The 26,626-nt window shown below is 32.3% G+C and carries 22 protein-coding genes; 11 read left to right on the top strand and 11 right to left on the bottom strand.

From position 1 onward, the window contains the following. Positions 1-16: 16 nt before the first annotated feature. Genes PBN93_RS08315 through PBN93_RS08305 form a run of 3 tightly spaced genes read right to left on the bottom strand, consistent with a single transcriptional unit; the run spans position 17 to position 2,349 of the window. Entirely contained in the window at positions 17-754 is a 738-nt protein-coding gene (locus PBN93_RS08315; RefSeq protein WP_077402227.1) for a metal ABC transporter ATP-binding protein, read from the bottom strand. Positions 755-760: 6 nt separating this feature from the next. Then, positions 761-1,684, bottom strand: coding sequence for a metal ABC transporter solute-binding protein, Zn/Mn family (locus PBN93_RS08310; RefSeq protein WP_077401369.1), 924 nt, complete (start codon positions 1,682-1,684; stop codon positions 761-763). An 8-nt stretch (positions 1,685-1,692) separates the two neighbouring features. After that, on the bottom strand, positions 1,693-2,349 hold the full coding sequence (locus PBN93_RS08305; RefSeq protein WP_077401366.1) for a metal-dependent transcriptional regulator: 657 nt from the start codon (positions 2,347-2,349) through the stop codon (positions 1,693-1,695). 79 nt (positions 2,350-2,428) lie between these two features. Here PBN93_RS08305 and PBN93_RS08300 point away from each other — a divergent pair, with 79 nt between their 5' ends. From PBN93_RS08300 to PBN93_RS08290, 3 genes are read left to right on the top strand one after another with little or no spacing between them, the layout of a single operon-like run. Then, positions 2,429-4,723 carry a TonB-dependent receptor gene (locus tag PBN93_RS08300; protein WP_271080404.1) on the top strand — a complete coding sequence of 765 codons (2,295 nt, stop codon included), beginning with the start codon at positions 2,429-2,431 and terminating at the stop codon, positions 4,721-4,723. Positions 4,724-4,728: 5 nt separating this feature from the next. Then, positions 4,729-5,208: a thioredoxin family protein gene (locus PBN93_RS08295; RefSeq protein WP_271080403.1), complete on the top strand. Its 480-nt coding sequence runs from the start codon at positions 4,729-4,731 to the stop codon at positions 5,206-5,208. A 54-nt stretch (positions 5,209-5,262) separates the two neighbouring features. Then, the gene (locus PBN93_RS08290; RefSeq protein WP_271080402.1) at positions 5,263-6,258 is read left to right on the top strand and encodes a hypothetical protein; all 996 of its coding nucleotides are present in this window, start codon (positions 5,263-5,265) and stop codon (positions 6,256-6,258) included. 4 nt (positions 6,259-6,262) lie between these two features. On the opposite strand, the gene PBN93_RS08285 is transcribed toward PBN93_RS08290, so the two are convergent. After that, positions 6,263-7,237 carry a polyprenyl synthetase family protein gene (locus PBN93_RS08285; protein ID WP_271080401.1) on the bottom strand — a complete coding sequence of 325 codons (975 nt, stop codon included), beginning with the start codon at positions 7,235-7,237 and terminating at the stop codon, positions 6,263-6,265. A 144-nt stretch (positions 7,238-7,381) separates the two neighbouring features. Here PBN93_RS08285 and PBN93_RS08280 point away from each other — a divergent pair, with 144 nt between their 5' ends. From PBN93_RS08280 to PBN93_RS08265, 4 genes are read left to right on the top strand one after another with little or no spacing between them, the layout of a single operon-like run. Beyond that, positions 7,382-7,987 (top strand): TetR/AcrR family transcriptional regulator, encoded by a 606-nt coding sequence (locus PBN93_RS08280; protein WP_271080400.1) that lies wholly within the window; start codon positions 7,382-7,384, stop codon positions 7,985-7,987. Continuing rightward, positions 7,988-9,322, top strand: coding sequence for a TolC family protein (locus PBN93_RS08275; RefSeq protein WP_271080399.1), 1,335 nt, complete (start codon positions 7,988-7,990; stop codon positions 9,320-9,322). Between the two features lie 31 nt (positions 9,323-9,353). Further along, positions 9,354-10,520: an efflux RND transporter periplasmic adaptor subunit gene (locus PBN93_RS08270; protein WP_077401345.1), complete on the top strand. Its 1,167-nt coding sequence runs from the start codon at positions 9,354-9,356 to the stop codon at positions 10,518-10,520. A 4-nt stretch (positions 10,521-10,524) separates the two neighbouring features. Continuing rightward, complete coding sequence (locus PBN93_RS08265; RefSeq protein WP_077401342.1) at positions 10,525-13,983, top strand: efflux RND transporter permease subunit; 3,459 nt, start codon at positions 10,525-10,527, stop codon at positions 13,981-13,983. Between the two features lie 90 nt (positions 13,984-14,073). Here PBN93_RS08265 and PBN93_RS08260 read toward each other — a convergent pair whose 3' ends face one another. Together PBN93_RS08260 and PBN93_RS08255 are read right to left on the bottom strand one after the other, a co-directional pair. After that, a complete protein-coding gene (locus PBN93_RS08260; RefSeq protein WP_077401339.1) occupies positions 14,074-14,274 on the bottom strand; it encodes a hypothetical protein in 201 nt (66 codons plus the stop codon). Positions 14,275-14,286: 12 nt separating this feature from the next. Beyond that, positions 14,287-14,868, bottom strand: coding sequence for a MarC family protein (locus PBN93_RS08255; protein ID WP_077401336.1), 582 nt, complete (start codon positions 14,866-14,868; stop codon positions 14,287-14,289). Positions 14,869-14,991: 123 nt separating this feature from the next. On the opposite strand from PBN93_RS08255, the gene PBN93_RS08250 reads away from it, so the two are divergent. Continuing rightward, complete coding sequence (locus PBN93_RS08250; protein ID WP_077401333.1) at positions 14,992-15,579, top strand: DUF3109 family protein; 588 nt, start codon at positions 14,992-14,994, stop codon at positions 15,577-15,579. Here PBN93_RS08250 and PBN93_RS08245 read toward each other — a convergent pair. Further along, positions 15,559-17,526 carry a tetratricopeptide repeat-containing sensor histidine kinase gene (locus PBN93_RS08245; protein WP_077401330.1) on the bottom strand — a complete coding sequence of 656 codons (1,968 nt, stop codon included), beginning with the start codon at positions 17,524-17,526 and terminating at the stop codon, positions 15,559-15,561. The two genes, PBN93_RS08250 and PBN93_RS08245, sit on opposite strands and share 21 nt — an antisense overlap. A 7-nt stretch (positions 17,527-17,533) precedes the next feature. Beyond that, positions 17,534-18,268 carry a LytR/AlgR family response regulator transcription factor gene (locus tag PBN93_RS08240; protein ID WP_077401327.1) on the bottom strand — a complete coding sequence of 245 codons (735 nt, stop codon included), beginning with the start codon at positions 18,266-18,268 and terminating at the stop codon, positions 17,534-17,536. Between the two features lie 240 nt (positions 18,269-18,508). Between PBN93_RS08240 and PBN93_RS08235 the strand changes: the two genes are divergently transcribed. The 3 genes from PBN93_RS08235 (at position 18,509) to PBN93_RS08225 (ending at position 22,758) form a co-directional block, all read left to right on the top strand. Further along, positions 18,509-18,679 carry a hypothetical protein gene (locus tag PBN93_RS08235; protein WP_171974472.1) on the top strand — a complete coding sequence of 57 codons (171 nt, stop codon included), beginning with the start codon at positions 18,509-18,511 and terminating at the stop codon, positions 18,677-18,679. A 499-nt stretch (positions 18,680-19,178) separates the two neighbouring features. Then, positions 19,179-20,165 (top strand): ribonucleotide-diphosphate reductase subunit beta, encoded by a 987-nt coding sequence (locus PBN93_RS08230; RefSeq protein ID WP_013621240.1) that lies wholly within the window; start codon positions 19,179-19,181, stop codon positions 20,163-20,165. 115 nt (positions 20,166-20,280) lie between these two features. Next, a complete protein-coding gene (locus tag PBN93_RS08225) occupies positions 20,281-22,758 on the top strand; it encodes a ribonucleoside-diphosphate reductase subunit alpha (RefSeq protein ID WP_077401324.1) in 2,478 nt (825 codons plus the stop codon). 508 nt (positions 22,759-23,266) lie between these two features. Here PBN93_RS08225 and PBN93_RS08220 read toward each other — a convergent pair. From PBN93_RS08220 to PBN93_RS08210, 3 genes are read right to left on the bottom strand one after another with little or no spacing between them, the layout of a single operon-like run. Then, positions 23,267-24,184 carry a hydroxypyruvate isomerase family protein gene (locus PBN93_RS08220; RefSeq protein ID WP_077401321.1) on the bottom strand — a complete coding sequence of 306 codons (918 nt, stop codon included), beginning with the start codon at positions 24,182-24,184 and terminating at the stop codon, positions 23,267-23,269. Between the two features lie 12 nt (positions 24,185-24,196). Further along, positions 24,197-24,844, bottom strand: coding sequence for a gluconate 2-dehydrogenase subunit 3 family protein (locus PBN93_RS08215; RefSeq protein ID WP_077401318.1), 648 nt, complete (start codon positions 24,842-24,844; stop codon positions 24,197-24,199). After that, entirely contained in the window at positions 24,844-26,562 is a 1,719-nt protein-coding gene (locus PBN93_RS08210) for a GMC oxidoreductase (RefSeq protein ID WP_077401315.1), read from the bottom strand. Before PBN93_RS08210 ends, PBN93_RS08215 begins: the two co-directional genes overlap by 1 nt. Positions 26,563-26,626 lie beyond the last annotated feature (64 nt).

The following is a 26,626-nucleotide window of genomic DNA, read 5'->3' as shown; positions in this document are numbered from 1 at the left end:
ATTTTTTAGTATAATTTTACTCTTGTACACTAACCTTATAATTTATACCATAAGTTTTAGTTAGGTTACCATCGTTAAAAATATCTTTAACTGGCCCAGTTGCAATTTTTTTTACATTTAAAAACGTAACCCAATCAAAATACTCTGGTACTGTTTGCAAATCATGGTGTACAACAATTAAAGTTTTTCCGGCTTTACGTAGCTCTTTTAAAATATTAATAATGGCTTTTTCAGTAGTAGCATCTACGCCTTGGAAAGGTTCATCCATTAAATAAATACTTGCATTTTGCACTAAGGCTCTTGCTAAAAAAATACGTTGTTGTTGTCCGCCACTAAGCTGACTAATTTGTCGTGATTTAAAAGAGAGCATACCCACTTTTTCTAAGGCTTCTAATGCTGCTTTCTTTTCTTTTTGCCCAGGTCTTTTAACCCACCCCAAACTACCGTAAGTACCCATCATAACCACATCTAATGCAGTAGTAGGAAAATCCCAATCTACACTACCCTTTTGTGGCACATAAGCAACTTCTTTAAACTGTTTTTTATAGGGTTTACCAAATATTTTAACACTACCTGCTATTGGTTTTATTATACCTAAAATAGATTTTATTAAGGTAGATTTACCTGCTCCGTTTGGACCAACAATAGCCATTAGTACGCCTTCTGGTATTGCCAAGTCTATATCCCACAACACGGGCTTGTAATTATAGGCAACCGTTAAATCGTCTACTGTTATAGCGTATTTAGTTTCCATAAGCATTTATTTTAATGCATTTACAATTGTGGTTACATTGTACTTAAACATTCCTATGTAAGTGCCTTCTACAGAACCTTTATCTCCCAAAGCATCAGAATACAATGTGCCACCTATGGCAACATCATGATGTTTAGATTTAACTGACGCCTGCAGAGCCTCTATTGTACGTTTAGGTACAGAACTCTCTACAAAAATAGCTTTCACTTTGTTGTCTATTATAAATTTAGACAATTCTTGTACATCCTGTACTCCTGCCTCTGTTGCAGTAGAAATACCTTGTAACCCAACCACATTAAAGCCGTAAGTATTACCAAAATAGTTAAATGCGTCATGGGCTGTAACCAGTATTCTTTTATCTTTTGGCAACTCATTAATTTTAGCCCTAACTTCCGCATCAAGCTTTGTTAAGTCTTCTAAATATTTGTTACTATTTTTCTCAAAAACAGATGCATTTTGGGGATCTGCCTTTTTTAATTCATTTGTAACATATGTAGTTATCTGTTTCCAAAATGTAACATTAAACCAAATATGAGGATCATAATTAGATGCAAAATACTCAGAACCTATAAGTTCTTTTTTGTCTAAAGCATTTGAAACAGCTATGGCTTTTTTACCTGTTTTTTCCATTTTCTCAAATACCTCAACAAGTTTACCCTCTAAATGTAAACCACCATAAAAAACTACATCTGCGTTTACCAGTTTACTTACATCTCCTTCACTAGCCTTGTACAAATGCGGATCTACACCACTACCCATTAAGCCAACAACATTAATAGCATTACCACCTATATTTTGTAGCAAATCTGTTATCATTGTAGTTGTTGTAACTACATTAAGTTGTCCGTTATCTGCATTCTTTGTATCGGTTTTACAACCAAACAATTGTAGCATTAGAGCACTTATTATTATATATTTAATTTTTTTCATTTTATTACTTATTCTGTTATTTGCACAAATAAATTAGAAGCAATTTGGTTAGATACGTTAAAACTATTGGCATTTATTTTTAACTGAAAAGAACCATCAAAATCCTCCTTATCGGTCACTTCTATTACATCTCCTAATGCAATTTTATTTTTATCTAAAAACTTTAAAAACTGACTAGAAGAGTCCTTTACTCCCACACAAATACCTTTATCATTTACAGAAAGTTCACTCAAAAGCTTTTTATCTATAACTTTGAAATTACCATTCTTATCTGGTATTGGATCTCCGTGAGGATCATATTTAGGAAAATCTAAAAGTTTATCTAATTTATCAATTAACTTTTCACTTTTAATGTGCTCTAATTGTTCTGCAACTTCATGCACTTCATCCCAAGAAAAATCTAATTTTTCTACCAAAAAAACCTCCCACAACCTATGTTTTCTAATAATAGACAAAGCAGTAGATTTACCTGCATCTGTTAAAGAAACACCTTTATACTTTTTATAGTTTACCAAGTTTTTTTCTGATAATTTTTTAATCATATCTGTTACAGAAGATGGCTTGGTTTCCATTTGCTCTGCAATAGCATTAGTAGAAATATCATTTACTCCTCCCTTACCTATGTGAAAAATTGCTTTTAAATAATTTTCCTCAGAATGCGTCATCAAATTTAATTTTTACCAAAAATACATTTTTATTTCTAAAAACAAATTTTTAGCTTTGTCTAAATTTAATTTTAAATTAATGAAAAAAGTAATTTTATTATTCTTTATACTTCCCTATTCTATTTTTTCTCAAGACATTAACATTAAAGGAAAAGTAAGCAACAATACAAATCCTTTAGCGTATGCAACTATATACCTTAAAGAAAAATCTATTGGGACTACTACTAATAAAGACGGATTTTACAGTTTAAAACTTGCTAAAGGTACTTATACTTTAATTTGCCAAAGTGTGGGTTTTGCAACTGTAGAAAAACAAATTACGGTTACCCATAACCAAACTATTAATTTTAATCTTAAAGAAGATGTTTTGGGTTTAGACCAAGTTGTGGTTACAGGCACAAAAACAGAAAAAAGAAGAACAGATTCTCCTGTTATTGTAAACCTTATAAATAGCAAAACGTTAGACAATGTTGTTGCTACCAATTTATCTGAAGGTTTAAGATTTCAGCCAGGATTAAGGGTAGAAACAGACTGCCAAACCTGCAACTACACACAATTACGTATAAATGGCTTGCAGGGAGGCTATTCTCAAATACTCATTAATGGCAGGCCTATTTTTAGCCCTTTAACAGGTTTATATGGTATGGAGCAAATACCGGTAAATATGATAGAACGTATGGAAGTAGTTAGAGGTGGCGTGTCTGCACTTTATGGTTCTAGTGCTATTGGCGGTACAGTTAATGTAATTACCAAAATACCTATTAAAAACGAATACAACTTAACTTATACCTACCAGAGTATAAACAACAATGCATCAGACAATATTTTGTTAGGTAATGCTACTGTAGTTAATGATGATAGAACTGCTGGCGCTACGTTTTTTATTAATAAAAGGGACAGAAATACGTATGATGATAACGGAGATAATTACTCTGAATTACCCAGTTTAAAAAACAATTCTTTTGGTGCTAATTTATTTTATTTACCATCTGAAAACGAAAAAATAGAAGCTAGCATTAGTAGCATTTATGAATACAGATATGGGGGCGAACAAGTAGATAAAGCAGCACATTTAGCAAAACAATCTGAAGAACGAACTCATAATGTTGTAATGGGAAGTTTAGATTATCAAATAAATTTTAATGAAGATAAAAATAGTTTTATTGCCTACTATGGCGGACAAATTACAGATAGAGATCACTACACAGGTATACAGCCTGATGATGAAGATGAGTTAAATATTTTTTTAGCAAACCCTCCTTACGGTACTTCCAAAGTAGAAACCCACCAAGCAGGCTTGCAGTTAAACCATAAAGTAGATTCATTTTTAGGAGGAGAAGCAATTTTTACTTTTGGTACGGAGTATGTGTATGATGATGTTTTAGATGTAATTGAAGCTTATAACTATAACATAGACCAAACTACCAGAAATTGGGGTGCATTTTTACAAAACGATTGGGATGTTACTCCTAAAATTAACCTCTTATCAGGACTAAGAATAGACAAACACAACTTGCTAGATAACGTAATTGCTAGCCCTAGACTATCGTTTTTATACAAACTTAATAAAGAATCACAGTTTAGATTGGGCTGGGGAACAGGTTTTAGAGCTCCACAAGCTTTTGATACCGATTTACACATTGCTTTTGCAGGAGGAGGAATTTCTAGAATTTCTTTATCTGATAATTTATTTGAAGAACGATCTAACAGCTACACGGCTTCTTTTAATTATGACAAAGCTACAGAGCATTTAATTACTGGTGTAACAATAGAAGGTTTTTACACCAAACTAAATAATGCCTTTTATCTTTTTCCTCTAGGCGAAGATAGTTTTGGCGAATTATTTGAAAAAAGAAATGGCGACGGCGCAGTTGTAAAGGGTATTACCCTAGAAACTAGAGCAAATTTTAATTACGTTTTTCAGGTAGATGCTGGTTTTACAATACAATCTAGTAAATTTACAGAGGCAGTAGAAAATATTGAAGGTTTGCCAACCAAAAAAGAATTTTTAAGAACACCTAACACATACGGCTACGCTAACTTTACTTACACTCCCAAAAAAAAGCTTAGCGTTTCTGCTAATTTAATATATACTGGTAATATGGACATTGCTCATTTTGGAGGTGAAAACACGGGCCAAGTTAGAGATGAGTACAAAGAGACACCATCTTTTTTAGAAACAAGTTTAAGACTAGGCTACACATTTAACAGTGTTAAATTAAATACAGGAATTGAGTTTTTTGGAGGTATAAAAAATATAACTAATGCTTACCAAAACGATTTTGACACTGGTAAAAATAGAGATAGCAATTATGTTTATGGCCCATCTCTACCAAGAACAATTTTTATAGGTTTAAGAATAAAAAGCTTGTAATTAAAATGAAATCTTACTACAAAAAAGCACTAATTTTATTGCTAATAAACTACATCACCTGTACACAAGTAACTGCGCAAAATAATGAGGTAAACTGGCTAAGTTTTAATCAGCTTGAAGACTCCCTAGCAGTAAAGCCAAAAAAAGTTTTTATCCATTTTTATGCAGACTGGTGTGTATTATGCAACAAAATGGAACGTAAAACATATAAAGATTCTACTGTAATTAACATACTTAACAAGGAGTATTACGCCGTAAAAATGAATGTAGAATCTACAGAAAAAATTACATTTGGAGGTAACACTTATGAAAATAAGAATGCTAAAAAGGTAAATTCTATTCATCAAATACCTCTCTTAATGGCTAGCCGCAAAAACAAGCCGTTTTCTTTACCCGCAACCGTTATTCTAGATGAAAATTTTATTGCAACAGCCAGATATTTTCAGTTTTTAAACTCAAAACAACTTTTAAAAACAATACAATAACAATGTTTATCGTTTGAAAAAAAATAACTTTGGTTACATTTACAAAAAAAAGCTATGAAAAACCTTGTCTGTTTTTTTACCCTACTGTTTTGCGTTATCACAATTAGCGCACAACAAGAACAAGACACTACTTTTACGGTTAATACAGGTAATGATTACAGATTACTGTTTTCTGCTAATAAAAAGGATAACATACATATAAGTTTAAAAGCTAAAGGAAAAGGAGATATAGTTTATACCATAAGTAAGTATAAAGATGTAAATACAGCAATTTTTAAAACTTTAGGCAAAAAAGCAAATTATTGGCTAGAAGCTCCAGACACAGACCTATACCAATTAATTATAAAAACCAGCAATAGTAAGGATTCAAAAATAAGCCTAAATTTTAAAGTAGATTCTTTTAACAAACAAGCGCCTATTATTGCCTACAAAGAAGTTGCAGACACAACATATGCTACACCAATAAAAACAGACACAGAGGTTACTAAACTAAAAACAATCTCTTTACAGCAAGATAATTTTTACCTTAACAGTAGGTCTAACGACTTATTAAAAGGAGGAAAAAGCAGAGTTCTAGTACCAATTGCATTACCACAAAATACAGTTTCTTGGTATTACGTTTTTAGTGCCTCTAGAGAAGAACAAGACATAAAAAACACAATAAAAAGTTTTGGTTTAGCCTCTACATTGTCTAATTATATAGATACGGAAAATTCTTTTTCGGGCGCAGTAGAAAATTTGAGTCCGCCACCTGGAGCTAATATTTGCGACATTTATTTACTAAACGAAGAAAATGCATTACTCTTTAAACAAAAAGAAGACTATGTTCCCTACTTATTTGGCTCTAGAGAAAACTACAAGTCTGGTATTGTAAATGTAACAGATACTACCAAAGGCACATTTTATTTAGGACTTAATAATCCAGATAATATTTACGGCATACACATTGGCATAGAGGTTATTTGCATTGTAGAACAACAGCAAACCATACAGCAAATGCTAAGTAAGCCAATAATTACATTAAAGAAGGTTCCGTATTTGGTAGACTAAAAAGTTACACTTTTCTGGTCATTAGCCATAACCCAAATTGCTCTAATGCTTCTTTGTTTGTAGCAGGTATTTCTAGCTTATCTAAAACATTAAAGGCTTTTTGCGTATAATCTTCTATAGCTTGCTTTGTAGCAACATCTGCTTTAGACTCTTCAAAAATAGCTTTTACCGTAGCTATTTTATCATTATTATTTGTTGGTTGTATAGAAAACAACTGATCTAATGAGTTTTGCTCTGCCTTAGAGGAGAGTTCTAACGCTTTTAAGTACAAATATGTTTTTTTGTTTTCTATAATATCACCTCCAACTTGTTTACCAAATGTCTTTGGGTCACCAAAAGCATCTAAATAATCATCTTGTAACTGAAAAGCGATACCTAAATTTTTACCAAACTCATAAATTAAGTCTTCATTTTCTACTGTAGTTTCTGCTATTATAGCTCCCATTTTCATAGCAGCAGCAACCAATATCGCTGTTTTATACTCAATCATTTTTAAGTATTCTGGTATGGTTACATCATCTCTGGTTTCAAAATCAACATCATATTGTTGGCCTTCACAAACTTGTAAAGCAGTAGTACTAAAAAGCGCATTTAATTTTTTATATTGGTTACCATCATACTGTTCTAAAAGCCTATATGCTTCAATTAGCATAGCGTCACCAGACAAAATACCCGTATTAATATCCCATTTTTCATGCACAGTTGCTTTTCCTCTTCTTAAAGGCGCATCATCCATAATATCATCATGCACTAAAGAAAAATTATGAAAAACCTCTACAGCCATTGCAGCTGGTATAGCATTTTTAAAATCTGCACCAAAAATATCTGCAGTCATTAACGCCAGTATAGGTCGTAAACGCTTACCTCCCAAATTCAATATATAATTAATTGGGTGGTATAAGTTTTTAGGCTCCTTTTCTGTTGTAATTTTGTTTAATTCTTCTAAAAAAGACTCTCTATACTGGTTTATGGTATGCATCTGTATTTTTTTACCAAAAATACATGAAATACTTTTTAAGCAATTATAAATGTAACATTCATTTTAAACTATAGTTAAGATATAACAAAACTTTGGAAACTTTTTTTGTATTCTAAGTTTCCTGAATTATCTTTGCCAAGCATTATGAAAGATAAAATTTTAGAAAAAGCTACAGATTTATTCTTAAAATTAGGATTTAAGAGTGTTACTATGGATGACCTTGCTAATGAGTTAGGAATGTCTAAAAAAACTATTTACACTTATTTTGACAATAAAACTAGATTAGTAGAAGAAAGTACTTCCTATTTATTTAGTAATATTACTAATGGTATAAATAACATATGCTCTTTAAAACACAACCCTATTGTAGAAATGTTTGAGATTAGAAAATTTATAATTTCAAATTTAAAGGATGAGAGTTCTTCTCCTATTTACCAGTTGCAAAAGTATTACCCTAAAATTCATAAATCTTTAAAAAAAGAGCAATTTACATTTATGCAAAAATGTGTAATTGAGAACTTAAAAGAAGGGATAGAAGAAGGCTTATTTAGAAAAAACTTAGATATAGAGTTTATATCTAGAATATATTTTTCTGGAATGACAGCAATTAAGGATGATGACTTTTTTCCGCCAGAGCAATTTTCTAAAATTAAATTAATGGACAATTATTTAGAGTACCACTTACGAGGAATAGTAACAACAAAAGGAAAAAAAGTATTAACAGATATTATCAAATCAAATCAATCATAAATGAAAAGGAGTTTAACATTAGTACTATTGCTTTTGGGCATACAAATGGGTTTTTCACAAGACAAGCCCACTAGTTTTTCGCTGCAAGAGGCAATTAATTACGCACTAGAGCACAACTACAGTGCTATAAATGCAGACCGAAATATAGAAGATGCGCAAAAGCAAAAATGGGAAACTATTGCTAGCGGTTTACCACAAGTAAACGGTGCAATAAGTTACCAAAACCAACTAAAACAACCTGTATCTTTAATACCAGGAGAATTAGCTGGTGGTGCACCAGGTTCATTTATTCCTGTGGTTTTTGGGCAAAAACAATCTACCAGTGCAACAGCAACATTAAGTCAGCAAATTTTTGATGGCTCTTATATTGTAGGTGTACAAGCAACAAAAACCTTTATAGACTACAGTGCCAACAGCAAAGAAAAAAATGCCTTAGATGTTCGCAAAGCTGTGGTAGAGGCCTATGGAAATGTACTTTTAGCTGAAGAAAGCACTGCTATACTAGAAAAAAACAAGGCAGCACTAGAAAAAAATCTTAATGAAACACAAAAGATTTTTGAAAACGGTTTAACAGAGGAAGAAAATGTAGAGCAATTACAAATTACATTAGCATCTGTAACCAACCAATTAAAAAATGCCATAAGGCTAAAAAAAATTACAGTACAAATGTTAAACTTAGTAATGGGGTTAGAGTTAGATAACCCAACTAAATTAACTGAAGACTTAGATATATTAACAGAAAAACAAATAGATTTTAACTTAATAGAAAGTAGCTTTAATTTAGAAAATAATGTAGACTATAAAATGGCACTTAACCTTAATGAACAACGTGCTTTAGAGCTTAAGTTAGAAAAAAGTAAAGCCTTACCTACACTTAATGCCTTTGTAAATTTTGGATATACAGCCTACAGTCAGGAATTTGATTTTTTAAAGAAAGAGACAGACTGGTTTAACTCTTCTATTTTAGGGTTTGATCTTAATATTCCTATTTTTAGTTCATTACGCAGAAGCGCATCTACACAACGTGCTAGAATTGCATTAGAAAAAGCAAAAACACAAAAAACAGAAGCAGAAGAGTCTTTACGTTTAAACTGGGAAAATGCAAAAAGCGAATACATTTTAGCTATTGAGCAGTACCAAACAAACAAAGATAATTTAGGATTAGCAGAACGTATAGAGAAAAAAAACCAAGTAAAGTATTTTGAAGGTTTAGCTACAAGTTTTGAACTTAGACAAGCGCAAACGCAACTATACGCAGTACAACAAGAGTATTTACAGTCTATGGTAGACGTAATTAATAAAAAAACAGCTTTAGAATTAATTCTAAATAACTAACCCCATCACAACAATTTGTAATACAAACAACATGAAAAAAATATTCTACATAGTAACACTTACAGCAGTTGTTACTGCCTGCGGAGGCAAAAACGACTCCATAGAAAGTATTATTGCTACAAAAAATATAGATAAAATAAGAGCAAAAAAAGCAACCGTTTCTGAGGAACACAAAACCTTAGAAAAACAAATGATATTATTAGATTCTGCTATTGCTGTTATACAAGGAAACAAAAACCTTCCTTTAATAAGCACCCTAACTACCAAAACACAAGTTTTTAATCACTTTTTAGAGTTGCAAGGTAATGTACAAACAAAACAAAATGTTTTAATTTACCCAGAAATGGCTGGTACGCTAAAAAGAGTATACGTTAAAGAGGGGCAAAAAGTAAACAAAGGACAAGTACTTGCAACTATAGATGATGGTGGTATGAGCAGCCAACTTGCACAGTTAAAAACACAAGCAGAATTAGCTAAAACTACGTATGAAAGACAGCAAAGGCTATGGGAACAAAAAATAGGCTCAGAAATACAGTATTTACAAGCTAAAACAAATTATGAGGCTCAGGTAAATGCTATTAAACAAGCAGAAAGCCAATTAGGAAAATCTACCATAAGAGCCCCTTTTACAGGTATTATAGACAATGTTATTAAGGAACAAGGTACTGTTGTTGCTCCTGGTATGGGATCTGAAGTTTTTAGAATTGTAAACCTTTCTAATATGTATTTAGATGTAGAAGTGCCAGAAACTTACATTAAAAGCATTAAAAACGGTAAAGAAGCTGTTGTTTATTTTCCAATTTTAAACGATAGTGTTACAACTAAAATTAGACAAACAGGCAACTTTATTAACCCTAGTAACAGATCCTTTTCTGTAGAGGTTTCTGTTCCTAATAAAAACGGTAACATAAAACCAAATTTAACAGCTAAAGTTAGACTTAATGACTACACTAACAACGAGGCTATTTTAATACCGCAAAGCGTAATATCAGAAAATGCTAACGGGGAGCAATATGTTTATGTAGCAGAAAAAACTGAAGAAAATTACGCAACTGCAAAAAAGAAAATAATTACTACAGGTAAAAGTCAAGGTCCGTTAATAGAGGTTATTTCTGGATTAACAGCTAATGAACACGTAATTAAAGAAGGTGCAAGAACAGTTAAAGACGGACAAAAAGTTGAAATTTTAAATCAATAATTCCATGAGCAAAATACAAAAAAACGCCGACAAGGAATTTAAAATATCCTCATGGGCTATAGATAACCCTTCGGTTATTTACGTACTTATTGGGCTATTTTTATGGATAGGACTCTCTGCATACTTAGCTATGCCCAGAGAAGATTTTCCAGAGGTAATAGAGACCAAAATATACATTAGCACACCATATCCTGGTAACACTGCTGAGGATATAGAACGTTTAATTACAGATCCCTTAGAAGATAAAATTAAGAACGTTAGTAACGTTGTAGAATTTACATCTACCTCTCAAGAAGATTATGCTATGATTATAGTAGAATTTGATGAAGGTATAAGTGTAGAGGAAGCTAAGCAAAAAATTAAGGACGAAGTAGATGCCGAAAAAGCTAGTGAAGACTGGCCAACATTTAACGGCGCTAAAGTAGAGCCTAATGTTTTTGACCTTAACTTGTCTGAAGAAATGCCAATAATGAACATTAACTTTACAGGAGATTACCCTGTAGAAAAGTTAAAAGATTTTGCTGAGTATTTACAAGATGAAGTTGAAGACTTACAAGAAATTAAAAAGGCAGATATACGCGGTGCTCAAGAAAAAGAGGTAGAAATTGCGGTAGACATTTATAAAATGATGGCTGCTAAAATTAGTTTTGATGATGTTTTAAACACCATTAGAGGTGGTAACGTTACTATGTCTGCTGGTAACTTAAAAACAGAAGAGCAAAGAAGAACCATCCGTATTTTAGGAGAAGTAAAAGACCCTCAACTACTAAACAACTTTGTTGTTAAGTCAGAAAATGGCGCTACATATCTTAGAGACATTGCAAAAATTACGTTTTCGGAAGAAGACAAAACCACCTATGCCAGAGAGTTTGGTGAAAGTGTAGTTATGTTAGATGTTAAAAAAAGAGCCGGTCAAAACTCAATTTCTGCATCAGACCAAATTAAAAAAATAGTAAAAAAAGCACAAAAGGAGTATTATCCGCCAGACTTAAAAATTTCTATTGCTAATGATTCTTCTACTAAAACCTTAAACCAAGTTGATGACCTAGTAAACAATATTATTTTTGGTATTATACTGGTTGTAACTGTATTAATGTTCTTTTTAGGATTTAGAAACGCCCTATTTGTTGGTTTTGCCATTCCTATGTCTATGTTTATGTCTTTTATGATATTATCTTGGCTAGGTTACACCCTAAATACAATGATTCTTTTTGGAATGATTATGGGACTTGGTATGCTTGTAGATAACGGTATTGTTGTTGTAGAAAACGTGTACCGTTTAATGGATGAAGGCTTATCTAAAGTTGAAGCTGCAAAAAAAGGTGTTGGTGAAATTGCTTTCCCAATTATAGTATCTACACTTACCACAGTTGCGGCCTTTGTACCTCTTGGTTTATGGCCAGGTGTAATGGGGCAGTTTATGAAGTTTTTCCCAATAACATTATCCGTTGTTTTAGGTTCTTCATTATTGGTAGCAATTTTAATGAACTCTATGCTAGTTTCTAGATTTATGGAACTAGGCGAAAAAGAACTTACCGTTAAACAACTTATACGTTTAAGTATTATTCTTGGTGGTTTTGGTATATTGATACTAGTTTTTGGCGGCGTAATGAGAGGTTTAGGTACTGTTATGCTTATTACTGCTGTAATGTTCTGGGCGTACAAATATTTCATTAAAAAATGGGCAATTCGTTTTCAAAAAAACACAATGGTTAAGTTTGAAAACTGGTATGAACGCAGATTAAAACACGCCTTAAGAGGTGGTAACGTTTACTGGTATGTATCTATAACCTTTGTTCTTTTAATTGTTGTATTTATGCTTTTTGGTATGTCTGTTGGCAGCAAAAGAACCAAAATAGAATTTTTCCCAGACAATATACCAAATGAAATATCTGTATATGTAGAATATCCAGAAGGTACATCTATAGAGAAAACAAATGCTATAACTAAGGTTATAGAAAAAAGAGTTTATGAGATTTTAGATGATGACATATACAAACACGATGGGGAAAACTTTATTGTAGATTCTGCTGTATCACAAGTAGGTGAAGGTGCTGGTAACCCACAAACCGATGGTGGTTCTGCTGCAGAAATGCCTCATAAAGGTAAAATAACAGTAAACTTTAGCGAGTTTAAATTTAGGAGAGGAATTAATACCGAGGAAATACGTGCAAAAGTGCAAAAAGCATTAAGTGGTATTTACCCAGGTGTAAATATATCTGTAGAAAAAGACGTAAATGGTCCACCTGCTGGCTACCCAATTAACATTGAGTTAGAGGGTAAAGATTACAATGAACTAATTTCTACTGCAGAAAGCGTTAAAAACTTTATTAATACCAAAAACATAGCTGGTATAGAAGAAATAAAGATTGATGTTAACAAGAGTAAACCATCTATGGAAGTAGTTGTAGATCGTGAAAAAGCAGGAGAATTAGGCGTTTCTGTTGCACAGGTTGGCAACCAATTGCGTAGAGCCTTATTTGGCGAAAAAGCAGGAATTTATAAAGAAGATGGTGATGATTATGATATTAACGTGCGCTTTAATGAAGATTTACGCTACAATACAAATGCGTTATTTAATCAGAATATAATTTTTAGAGATCCATCTAACGGACAAATAAAAGAAATTCCGGTTTCTGCTGTTGCCAGCGTTAAAAATACATCTGGTTTTAGTGCTATTAAGCATAGAGACAATGAGCGCGTGGTAACTATTTATTCTGGTTTAGAGCCTGGTTATACAGATGCAGCTGCAATTGTAGATGAAATACAAAAAGAAATGGAAGATTATAAAGGTAAACCTGATACCGTAAAAATTGACTATACAGGTCAAATTGAAGAGCAAAACAAACAAATGAAATTTCTTGTAAGTGCGTTCTTTTCTGGTTTAGGTTTAATTATGCTTATCTTAATTTTTCAGTTTGGTGGTATTTCTAAACCCGTAATTATTATGATTGCTATCTTCTTAAGCTTTATAGGAGTATTTGGAGGATTAATGATTACTGGCTGGTCTTTTGTTATTATGATGACTATGATGGGTATTATATCCTTAGCGGGTATTGTAGTAAATAATGGTGTTGTTTTGTTAGATTATACCCAAATACTTATAGATCGTAAAAAAGTAAAACTTGGTTTAGATGAAAAAGATGTACTGTCTAGAGAAGAAGCTACAGAAGCAATTGTAACAGGTGGTAAAGCAAGACTAAGACCCGTAATTTTAACTGCGGTTACAACTGTACTTGGTTTAATACCTCTTGCAATAGGCTTAAATATAGATTTCTTTGCCTTATTCTCTGAGTTTAACCCACATATATATATTGGTGGTGACAATGTTATTTTTTGGGGACCTTTAGCCTGGACAGTTATTTTTGGACTTATGGTAGCTACATTTTTAACCCTAATAATTGTACCTGCATTGTTTGATATAACATACAGACTAAAAATAAGGTTTTATAAAAAAAGCTAAAGTAAGTGCAGCGTAAACACTGCAACATACCATAAAAAAAAGGCGCTAATAATAGCGCCTTTTTGTTTTTTAAAACTTTATTTAAAAAAGTTATTCTTTTATTTTTTCTTGTATTTTTTTAGAAATCATAAATATTACCAACAATACTATAGCACACAAAGCCGCAACAATACAGATAAGTGCAATAGTACTTGGGCCACTAAGTGGATCTTCAAAATTAATTTGAGTTACATTGTACCCAATTAACAACCCTGCTATTAAAAACAAGATTATAAATACTACTTTATTCATTTTAACTACTTTTTAAAAGAGTTCATTAATATTTGCAGCAAATAATTTTACCGCTATTGCCAGCAAAATTACACCAAAAACTTTTCTAATTACACTTAATCCGCTTTTTCCTAGTACTCTTTCTATTTTTTTAGAAGACTTTAACACTATATACACAAAAAGTATGTTTACTAAAATGGCTACAATTATATTTTGAACGTGATACTCTGCACGTAAAGATAATAAAGAAGTCATTGTACCTGCTCCTGCTATTAACGGAAAAGCAATTGGCACTATAGATGCCGTTTCAGGAACATCATCTTTGTAAAGCGTAATACCTAATATCATTTCTATAGCCATAAAAAAGATAATAAAAGAACCCGCTACAGCAAAAGAATTTACATCTATACCAATAAGGTTAAGTATTTCTTCTCCAACAAACAAAAATGCTACCATAATTAAAGTAGCTACCAATGATGCTTTTTCAGACTGTATGTGTCCTACTTTTGCTCTTAAACTTATAATTATAGGTATACTACCAATAATATCTATTACAGCAAACAAAATCATACTTGCAGTAACAATCTCCTTAAAATCAAAAAAACTAGAAGGCATAATTTTACTTTTTTTAAAAATCGGTGCAAACTTACACTTTATAAAACGGTTTTAAATTACTAAAATTAAAAATAACAGCTTATTAACGTTAAAAAAGTATCTTTGCACACTTATATTACGCATATGTTTCAAATAGGAAAAACCATAGTATCTGAAGAAATTATTGACAACGATTTTGTTTGCAATTTAACGGCTTGTAAAGGTGCTTGTTGTATAGATGGAGACGCTGGAGCTCCTTTAGAAGATAAGGAAACCGAAATTTTAGTTGACATTTACCAAGATGTTAAACCTTTTTTAAGACCAGAAGGTATTGCTGCCATAGAAGAACAAGGTGCATTTGTTAAGGGAGAAGACGGTGAATGGGAAACACCTTTAGTAAACGGTAGTGAATGTGCATATGTAGTTTTCTCTGAAAATGGAACCGCAAAATGCGGACTAGAAGATGCCTATAACGAAGGTGTTACCAGCTGGAAAAAGCCTGTATCATGCCATTTATACCCTGTTAGAACACGAGAATATTCAGAATTTACTGGTGTAAATTATCATAAATGGGAAATATGCGACACTGCCTGCTCACTTGGGCAAGAGTTAAAAGTGCCCATTTACAAGTTTGTAAAAGAGGCTTTAATTAGAAAATTTGGAGAAGATTGGTATAACGAGTTGGACCTAGTTGCTAAAGAGTATACCAAGTTAAATAATGGGAATAGTTAAAGTTACTTCTGTCCCTAGCGCAGTGCCATCTTCATCTTTTAGATCTACAAACTCTACTTTAAAAGAATTTAAATAATCTTTAGAAAAGTTTTTAAGGCGCTCTTTAGTAATATCTATACCTAAAGATTTTCTTTTAAGCACTTTAGCTTCTTTAATTTTTTCTGATGCTGCTCTACCTATACCATTATCTGTTATACTAATTATTATAAACTCTTCATCTGGTTTAGAAATCTGAAGATCTATTTTTTTAGCACCTTTTTTAGAGGACAAACCATGCCATAATGCGTTTTCTAAAAATGGCTGTAAAATTAATGACGGTATTTTTACCTGGTTAATATCTACATCTCTACCAACATGAACAGTAAAATCTATTTTGTTAGAAAAACGAATGTTTTCTATATGCATATACAAGCTAACGGTTTCTAATTCATCTTCTAATGAAATCTCTTTTAAAGATGAAGCTTCTAGTATTTTACGGACCAATTTAGAAAACTTATTTAGATAGTGTACAGCATTCTTTTTTTCGTTATTAATTATATATAATTTAATAGAATTTAAAGAATTAAATAAAAAATGTGGATTCATTTGGCTACGTAACATTGTTTGCTCCAATGTCAACATTTTTTTATCACTAGTTAATTGATTTTGTTTATAAAACACAAATAAAACCACTGCCAACAGCAGTAAAGAAATACCAATTATTAATAAAGTAGCTCTATTTTTTTTTAGTTTTAGCTTTACAATTTCATTATCTTTCCTAAGGTTTTCTATTTCATTGTTAATTTTTTCATTCTCGTACCTTAAAATAACATCGTTAGCGTAACGTATGTTTCTTGTGCTACTAATTTGTTTTTCTAATTCTATTGCTCTTTTATAATACGTTAGGGCTTTGTCATAATTTCCTTTTAAATGCTCTAACTCAGACAATCTTTTGGTGCCCAAAGCAATTATTCTTGGTATACCTTGTTCTTTACCAATTTCTATACTATTTGTTATATGTTTTTCTGCCTTTACTATATTATTTAACTGCATAAAAGCCCAACCCATATTTGCCTCTACAAAAGCAGTAATAAATTTGTCCCCTAATTGTTTGGCTCCTATTAAAGCAGTGTCTAAAAGTACAATTGCTTCTTTTGGTTTGTTTTGTTTTAAGTATACTTGTGCTATGCTATTGTTGCATATAACTTTTCCTTTGTTTGAGTTTATTTCTTCATTATAAGCTAAAGAAGTTCTGTACTTATCTAGTGCCTCTTGTAATTTCCCTTGCTCCTCTAAAGCCTCTCCTATATTTTGGTAATTTATAGCTAACCCAAGTTTATTCCCTAATTCTTCCTCTATTTTTAAAGACGCATGGTACCTGTTAATAGCTAAATTATATTGCTCTAAACTATGGTATAAATTACCAATACTATTTAAAGATACATTTATACTTCTTTTTAATTCTTCGTTAGGATTTTTTACGCTTTCTGCCAACTCTAGTGCTTGTTGGTTGTAATCTAAAGCAGTACGTATAGCATCTATTCTTCTATAATCTACCCCAAGCATATTTAAACTGTAAACCTTAAACTCCAAATTATCTGCATTGGTAGAGGCTTGTAATCCTAGTTTATGTAGTTGTATTGCTTTTTTGTACCTTGAAAGGTTTCTATACACGGTTCCTAATTGATTGTATGCATAGGAAACTCCAATATAATAACGATGCTTTTCTGAATTTACAGCCAAATACCTTAATAATAGAGTATCCTTTTTACTGTATTTAATAACAGTATTTATCTCTTTATACGTTTGCGGTTTTGCTAGTATTAAGCTATCTATCTTTTTTTTATATGCATTACTTAAAGTAGCTTGCCCCTTGGCTCCAATACAAAATAAGAACAAGACACACAGCAGTATAATATGCAATATTGGCTTTATAATAAGTATGTTGTTTTTTAATTTAAACGTCATGACACTGTTATAGCAAGTCTAAAAAATTAGACTTTTTTTGCCTAGAAACGGGAATTCTGTCATTAGACTGTAGCACCAAATACCCATCAGTTTTTATAAACTCTTTTACTTTATTTACATTGACTATGTACGAATTATGCACTCTAAAAAAGTTTTCTAAGGTAAGCATATCATCTACCTCTTTAAGTTTTTTTGTAAGTACAACTTTGTTACCATCATCTAAATACAGTGTACTATAATTTCCGTCAGACTCCGCATACATAATTTCGTCACTATTTAAAAAAATTAACTTACCATCTGTATTTATGGTTATTCTTTTATTTACCATATTAGAATTAAAACCAATAAGCAAACGTTCTAAGCGCTCTATAGTATCGTTTTTCTGATTGTACTTTTTAATTTTAATAATAGTGTCATTTAAATCATCTGTATCTATAGGCTTTAACAAATAATCTATAGCCTCATTTTTTAAGGCTTTTATAGCGTACTGGTTGTACGCAGTAGTAATTATAATAGGGTATTCCCTATCTTTTACTTTTTGCATAAACTGAAAACCATCCATTATAGGCATTTCTATATCTAAAAATACACAATCTGGTATGTTTCCTTCCAAATAGTTAAGAGCCTCGTAAGGATCTGTAAAAGAAGCTACCACTCTAATTTCATCACTAAAGTTGGTTAACTCCCAAGTTAAGCTCTGTATGGCTTTTATTTCATCGTCAATTACAACTGCTTCTATCATAATAAAGATTTAGAATAGTAAATGTACAATACATTGTTTAAAACAATATTTTTTTTGTGTAGTTGGCATAAAATTGCGTGTTAATTGCTCAAAAAAGGTATAAATCATACAAACTACACAGTTTTTTTTGCCATTTATACATTGTTAACCAAAAGATTACTAAATGATTATAAATTAGCACTGTATTAGATGTGCGCAATACAACAATTATAAAGCAAACTTAAAAGCAATTATAGTATTATGAAAAAATGCATTTTTATGTTTAGTCTGTTAGTAATTACAATAGCTGTTGCTGCACTAATGGAAAATAACAAAACAACAACGCTAAATAAAGAAGAACCTGTATTAGCAAATATGAACAACAGTACAAAACCTTTAATACCAACAACAATAAATAAAAAAGATAAATAATTTTATGATACCACCAAACTAAGAGTTTACGATTCTAAAGGACGTGTATTAAAAAACAGAATACACAACTGCGTTAAGCAGCCTAGCTTTAGTTAAACGTTAAATGATTTTTATTGCAAATGATTTAAAGGTTTCGGGGGGAACTACCTGAATCATATAATATTTCATTTTTGTAAAAACTAAAGCCAGAATCGTAAAGTTTGGTGCGTCATAAATTGCTACTTCACTAGCTCACAACACTTATAAACAATATACTTTTTGGTTTATTTTTTTAGAACATTTTTATGTTTTAAAAACTAAAAAAACATATAAATTCTTCAAAGGCAATAAACATCACTAGCGAGCACACATGTCAACAATTGCTGTTAAAAACTTATAAGCTAAAAGCAGCAAAACCCCTTTACCATGTGCCTACATTTTACAATCTTTGTAGTCCCCCAAGGTTTAAGGAACAATTCTCCTTAAAATTTTAAAAACAGTTATAATCCAGATTTAAATTATGTCAGCAGCAATAGAACCTATTTTAGAAAAAAACGAAGACAGATTTGTAATTTTTCCTATTAAACATAATGATTTATGGGATTGGTACAAGAAATGTGAAGCTAGTTTCTGGACAGCTGAAGAAATAGATTTACACGCTGATCTAGATGACTGGAAAAACAAATTAAACGACGACGAACGTTATTTTATTAAACACATATTAGCGTTTTTTGCTGCATCTGATGGTATTGTAAATGAAAACCTAGCAGAAAACTTTGTTAGTGAAGTACAATATGCAGAAGCAAAATTCTTTTATGGTTTTCAAATAATGATGGAAAACATACACTCTGAAACATATTCGTTATTAATTGACACTTATGTTAAAGATGAAAAAGAAAAAGATATTTTATTTCATGCATTAGAGAACTTCCCTGCTATTAGAAAAAAGGCAGATTGGGCTTTAAAATGGATTGAATCTCCAAGTTTTGCAGAGCGCTTAATTGCTTTTGCAGCAGTAGAAGGCATTTTCTTTTCTGGTTCTTTCTGTTCTATATTTTGGCTTAAAAAAAGAGGCCTAATGCCTGGTTTAACCTTTTCTAACGAATTAATATCTAGAGATGAAGGTATGCACTGTGATTACGCAGTACACTTACACAACCACCACTTAATAAACAAAGTACCTAAAGAGCGTATTACAGAAATACTTGTAGACGCATTAGATATAGAAAGAGAATTTATTACAGAATCTTTACCTGTAAGCTTAATTGGTATGAACTCTAAATTAATGACACAATATTTAGAATTTGTAACAGACCGCTTATTAGTAGAATTAAACTGTGACAAAGTGTACAACTCTACCAATCCGTTTGACTTTATGGATATGATTTCTCTTCAAGGAAAAACAAATTTCTTTGAAAAAAGAGTAGCCGAGTACCAAAAATCTGGAGTTGCCAACAATAATGATGGTGACGACGCACAGAAAATTAGCTTTGACGCAGATTTTTAAAATTTAACCCTTTTATTTTTTAGAATACACTTCTAAAAAAAGCACTATAAATAACCAATTTGTTGAGTCTCACAAGACTTGACCTAACCAACGTATCACTAAAAACAATTGTAGCATGTATGTAGTAAAAAGAGACGGCAGAAAAGAATTAATAATGTTTGACAAGATTACGGCAAGAGTTCGTAAACTTTGTTATGGCTTAAACGCATTAGTAGACCCTTTAAAAGTGGCTATGCGTGTTATAGAAGGTTTGTATGATGGTGTAACAACATCTGAGTTAGATAATTTAGCAGCAGAAATTGCCGCTACAATGACAACTACTCACCCAGATTATGCAAAACTAGCAGCACGTATATCTGTATCTAACTTACATAAAAACACGAAAAAATCTTTCTCTGAAGTAATGAAAGATTTATATGAATATGTAAACCCAAGAACAGGTAAAAAAGCACCTCTTTTATCTGATGAAGTCTTTAAAGTGATACAAGACAACTCAGAAAAACTAGACTCTACTATTATATACAACCGAGATTTTGGCTACGATTATTTTGGATTTAAAACCTTAGAGCGCTCTTACCTATTAAAACTTAATGGTAAAATAGCAGAACGACCACAACACATGTTAATGCGTGTATCTATAGGTATACATTTAAACGATTTAGATGCTGCTATAGAGACATATGAACTTATGTCTAAAAAATACTTTACACACGCTACACCAACATTGTTTAACTCTGGCACGCCAAAACCACAAATGTCTTCATGCTTTTTACTTGCTATGCAAGATGATAGTATTGATGGTATTTATGACACTTTAAAGCAAACTGCTAAAATATCTCAGTCTGCCGGTGGTATTGGTTTATCTATACACAATGTAAGAGCTACAGGTTCTTATATTGCAGGTACAAACGGTACGTCTAATGGTGTAGTACCAATGCTGCGCGTTTATAATGACACGGCTCGTTATGTAGATCAAGGAGGAGGAAAACGTAAAGGTAGCTTTGCTGTTTATGTAGAACCATGGCATGCAGATATTTTTGAGTTCCTAGATCTAAAAAAGAACCACGGTAAAGAAGAAATGCGTGCGCGTGACCTTTTTTACGCAATGTGGATTCCAGATTTATTTATGCAAAGAGTTGAAGCTAATGAAGACTGGACACTAATGTGCCCTAATGAATGCCCAGATTTATACAAAAAACACGATAAAGAATTTGAAGAAGCATACCTTGCATTTGAAGCTCAAGGCAAAGGAAGAAAAACAATAAAGGCTCGTGACCTTTGGGAAAAAATACTAGAATCTCAGATAGAGACTGGCACACCTTATATGCTTTACAAAGATGCCGCAAACCGTAAAAGTAACCAAAAGAACTTAGGTACTATACGCTCTTCTAACCTATGTACAGAAATTATGGAATACACTGCTCCTGATGAAGTAGCTGTGTGTAACCTTGCCTCTATTGCTTTACCAATGTTTGTAAAAAATGGAGAGTTTGACCATAAAGAGCTTTTTCGTGTAACTAAACGCGTTACCAGAAACTTAAACACTGTAATAGACCGCAACTACTATCCTGTAATAGAAGCTAAAAACTCTAATATGCGTCACAGACCAATTGGTTTAGGAGTACAAGGCTTAGCAGATGCGTTTATTATGATGCGTATGCCTTTTACTAGTGATGAAGCAAAAAAACTAAATCAGGAGATTTTTGAAACATTATACTATGCTGCCGTAACAGCTTCTATGGAAATGGCTAAGGAAGAAGGTCCTTACTCTAGCTACGAAGGATCTCCAATATCTAAAGGAGATTTTCAGCATAACTTATGGGGCATTAAAGATGATGAACTATCAGGCAGATGGGATTGGGAAAAATTACGCAAAAGCGTACTAAAAAATGGAGTTAGAAACTCTCTATTAGTTGCCCCAATGCCAACGGCTTCTACCTCTCAAATTTTAGGTAATAATGAGTGTTTTGAACCTTACACATCCAATATTTATACACGTAGAGTTTTATCTGGTGAGTTTATTGTAGTTAACAAGCATTTATTAGAAGATCTAGTACAATTAGGACTTTGGAATGAAAGCCTTAAACAAGAGCTTATGCGTGCTAACGGATCTATACAACACATAGATATTATTCCTCAAGAAATAAAAGAATTATATAAAACTGTTTGGGAGTTAAGTATGAAAGACATTATTGACATGTCTAGACACCGTGGGTATTTTATAGACCAAAGTCAGTCTTTAAACTTATTTATGGAAAACGCTAACTACTCTAAGTTAACATCTATGCACTTTTACGCATGGAAAAGCGGACTTAAAACGGGTATGTACTACTTAAGAACAAAAGCTGCGGCAGATGCAATTAAGTTTACAGTAGACAATAGCAAGAAAAAAGAAACTCCAAAAGTTGAAATTCCTGAACCAAAGTTAGCTGCAGTTAGTACTGCTCCTAAAGCTGCGGCAACGGAGTTAAAAGTTAACCCTACACCTGTAGATACAGATGTAGAACCTATGAGTGCAGCAGAAATGAAAGCACTTATAGAACAAGCTAAAGCTGGCCAAGCAGATGACGATTGTTTAATGTGCGGCTCATAACAGCATAAAGCTTTATGAACACCTCTCGTTATGGACGAGAAAAAAAATACCTCAACTATGCCCTCCCCTAATTTGGCATAGCTTGAGGTTTTTTATTTAACATTATTATTTTACCAACTACACCAAACAAAAAAGCATCATTAAACACTACCATAATAGTAGATTTAATGATGCTTTTAATTTATAAAGCCAAGAAATAGTCTTAACTATTCTTTTCTAAGTCTAGGTCTAATAATTGTAGAATACACTAGTGCAGAAGTATACACAATTAATAAAATAAAATAATTCTCCATAGTAGTTCGTATTTACAAAAAGAGAAATATTACCCTTTTGTTATTTATACGTTATGAAAATACAAAAACTTTACATACAACCAAATAAAAGTGCAGTTAATCGATAAAAATTTATAGAATTTAACTTAAAATTACAATTTCCAACATAACACAAGCATATAAAATACAAAAAAGCCGTGCATAAGCACAGCTTTTTAGTACGTTAAACAACATATTTAAATAAAATTATCCACTTCTTTATAAGCATTAATAACAGCACGTTCCCCTGCTTTATTTTGCATAGAGTTTCCATGCTCCATACCTAAAATGCCAGTAAAATTTTTATTATAAATAAATTTAAAAACGTTTTTATAATTTATCTCCCCAGTTGTAGGTTCCTTTCTTCCTGGGTTATCTCCAATTTGTATATAAGCTATTTCATCCCAACATGCTTCCATATTTGGTATTAAATTACCCTCTTGAATTTGCTGATGATAAATATCAAATAAAATTTTACAAGATGGAGAATCTACAGCCTTACAAATTTCATAAGCTTGTGGAGAATCTGTTAAAAACAAACCAGGGTGATCTCTAAAGTTTAACGGCTCTAACACCATAACTATGCCGTGAGGCTCTAAAATAGAAGCTGCTTGCTTTAAAGACTCTATTACATGTGCCGTTTGGTACCCCATAGACTGTTTTAAATCTACATGACCTGGCACAACAGTAACCCATTTAGCATTAACACGCTTAGCGACCTCAACAGATCTTTTAATTTCGGACAAGAACTTTTCTCTTAAAGCCAAATCGCCAGAAGCCAAACTAGGCTTTTTCCATAATATTTCATGAGCAACAAAAACCCCCATTTGCATCCCCAAATTTTGCATTGTTTTTGCAAGTTTATTTTGAGTAGCAACATCACGATTAAGCATAGTATTATCTTCTAACGCTGTAAAGCCCTCACTTGCCATAAAATGCAGTTGATCTTCTAAACTTTTAGCATAATTAGAAAACATACCAAAATGTGGCGCATACTTTAAATTAAATGTATGCTTAGCTTTCTCAATATTATTAGAAGCAGCACCATAAGCAACACCTAAGGTTATAGCCCCTGTAGTTAATGCCGATTTTTGTATAAAACTCCTTCTCTTCATAAAATTAGTTAATTACAAAGCCCAAGCTTTACCTCCTGTAAATTCGTCAATAGTACCACAAGGAACATACTTTCCTGGAATAGGGTCAAAAGCTAAAAAGTTTTTAGCTATTTCTTCGGTTGCTTTATAACCTCTAATTGTCCAACCTCTAAGCTCTTGCGCAAAAGCAATTGCCCCAGAGTTTACATCTAACTCTCCTACTTCTCCATTGGCAATAGCATTATTATAATTACGCATAGTAATATCTTGTTGTTTTATTTGCTCTTCAGACAATTTTAAACAACTTGCTAATGTATTTTCAAGCTCTTCAGCAGTAATATCAGAAACAGCTTCTTTTTTTGAATTACTTTTTGCTAAAGATAAAAAACTAGCCATTTTAGCTTTAAACAAAGCCTTTTCTTCCGCTGTGTTAGACACATTAATATATTGGTCTACAAACATATGAACATTTGCTTCAGATGCTGAAGGAGAATCTGTTTTAGGTAAAATAATATCCATTAGGGTTACTACAACATCACCTTCTTCTTGAGAAAAAAACTCTGGAGTAAAAGCAACACCTTTATCATTTTTACAACTTTGTACAATACTAATTAAGGTTGGCGTAGCTACAACATAGCCTAATGACAAACCTAGGTTCTTAAGTGCTAATCTTCTATTCATTATAATAATCCTTTTTTAAATTGTTCTGCAGCATGGTTTGCCGCTCTTGCAGTAAAAGCCATATATGTTAACGATGGGTTAACACATGAAGATGATGTCATGAAAGACCCATCTGTTACATATACATTTGGTACAGAGTGCACCTGATTGTATTTATTAAGCACAGATGTTTTAGGATCATGACCCATACGAGCCGTACCCATTTCATGAATACCAAGACCTAAAGCCCCAATATTATCAAAGACATTAACATCTCTTAATCCTGCAGATTTTAACATAGCTGCGGCCTGCTCTTTAATATCTTCACGCATTTTAAGTTCATTCTCCTTAAATTCTGCATCAAAAGTAACAGTTGGCAATCCCCAATCATCCAATTTATTATAATCTAGAGTAAACCTATTATCTTCATAAGGCAATACTTCACCAAATCCCATAATACCCATAGTCCATCCGCCTGGCTTTAAAATAGCATCTTTTAAATCTTTGCCATAACCTGTTTCTGCAACAACCTCTTGCCAGTTACCTCTGCTTGCACCACCTTGGTAACCGTAACCTCTTATAAATTCTTTACGATCTGTATCACCTCCTAAATTTCTAAATCTAGGAATATATATACCGTTTGCCTTTCTGCCTTTATAATATTTATCTTCAAAGCCATCAAACTTACCATTTGCACCACAACCTAAATGGTGATCCATAATATTTCTTCCTAGCTGGTCTGACTCATTACCCATTCCGTTAGGGAAAGTATCAGACTTAGACTGCATTAATATAGCTGTAGAAGCAATAGCAGAAGCACATAAGAAAATTACCTTTGCTTTAAATTCTATTTTTTCTTTTGTTATTCTATCAATAACTTTAACTCCAGTTGCTTTTTTAGTTTCTTCATCATAAATAACCTCATAAACAATAGAGTCTGGCCTAAGTGTTAAATTACCTGTAGCCTCTGCAGCTGGTAACGTAGAAGAGTTACTACTAAAATACGCACCAAAAGGACAACCTCTACTACAACGATTACGAAACTGACATTTAGACCTACCGTCTCCTGCAAACTTTTTATCACTAGTAATGTGGGCAACTCTACCAGCTGTTACAACGCGGCCATTAAAATTTTCAGCTACACTTTCTTTTAACTTTTCTTCAACACAATTAAGCGGCATTACAGGCTCAAACTTACTATCTGGTAATTGCGGCAAGCCTAAGCTTTCTCCAGACACACCAATAAAAGTTTCTACCTTTTCATACCACGGCTCTATATCCTTATAACGAACAGGCCAATCTACACCGTGACCATCTTTTTTATTGGCTTCAAAATCTATATCACTCCAGCGGTAACTGTGCCTACCCCACATTATAGATCTTCCTCCAACATGGTAACCACGCATCCAATCAAAACGTTTAGTTTCATTGTAAGGGTGTTCTAAATCATTTACAAACCAATGCTTTGTATCTGCATTTGTAGTATATCCAGTTCTAGACTGTTTTTCTTGTTTTGCTTTTTCTTCAGGAGAAATGGCTCCGTTATTTGGCAAATCCCAAGACTCTTTAAAAGCGGTTGGGTAATCATCCCTATGTTTTACCATTCTACCTCTTTCCAAAATTAAAGTCTTTAAACCAGCCTCACACAATTCTTTAGCGGCCCATCCTCCACTTATGCCAGTTCCTACAACTATAGCATCATAAGACTCTTGTTCTTCGTTATAATAAAATTTGCCCATTCTTTGTATTGTTTATTTCATAATTTTCTCAAATATAAAATAAATTTTCTACATTTAAACCCTA

Origin of the sequence: Cellulophaga omnivescoria, from assembly GCF_027915275.1 — a bacterium.
GTDB lineage: Bacteria > Bacteroidota > Bacteroidia > Flavobacteriales > Flavobacteriaceae > Cellulophaga > Cellulophaga omnivescoria.
Note: the sequence above shows the minus strand (reverse complement) of the source record. Positions and strands in the feature narration are given on the sequence as shown.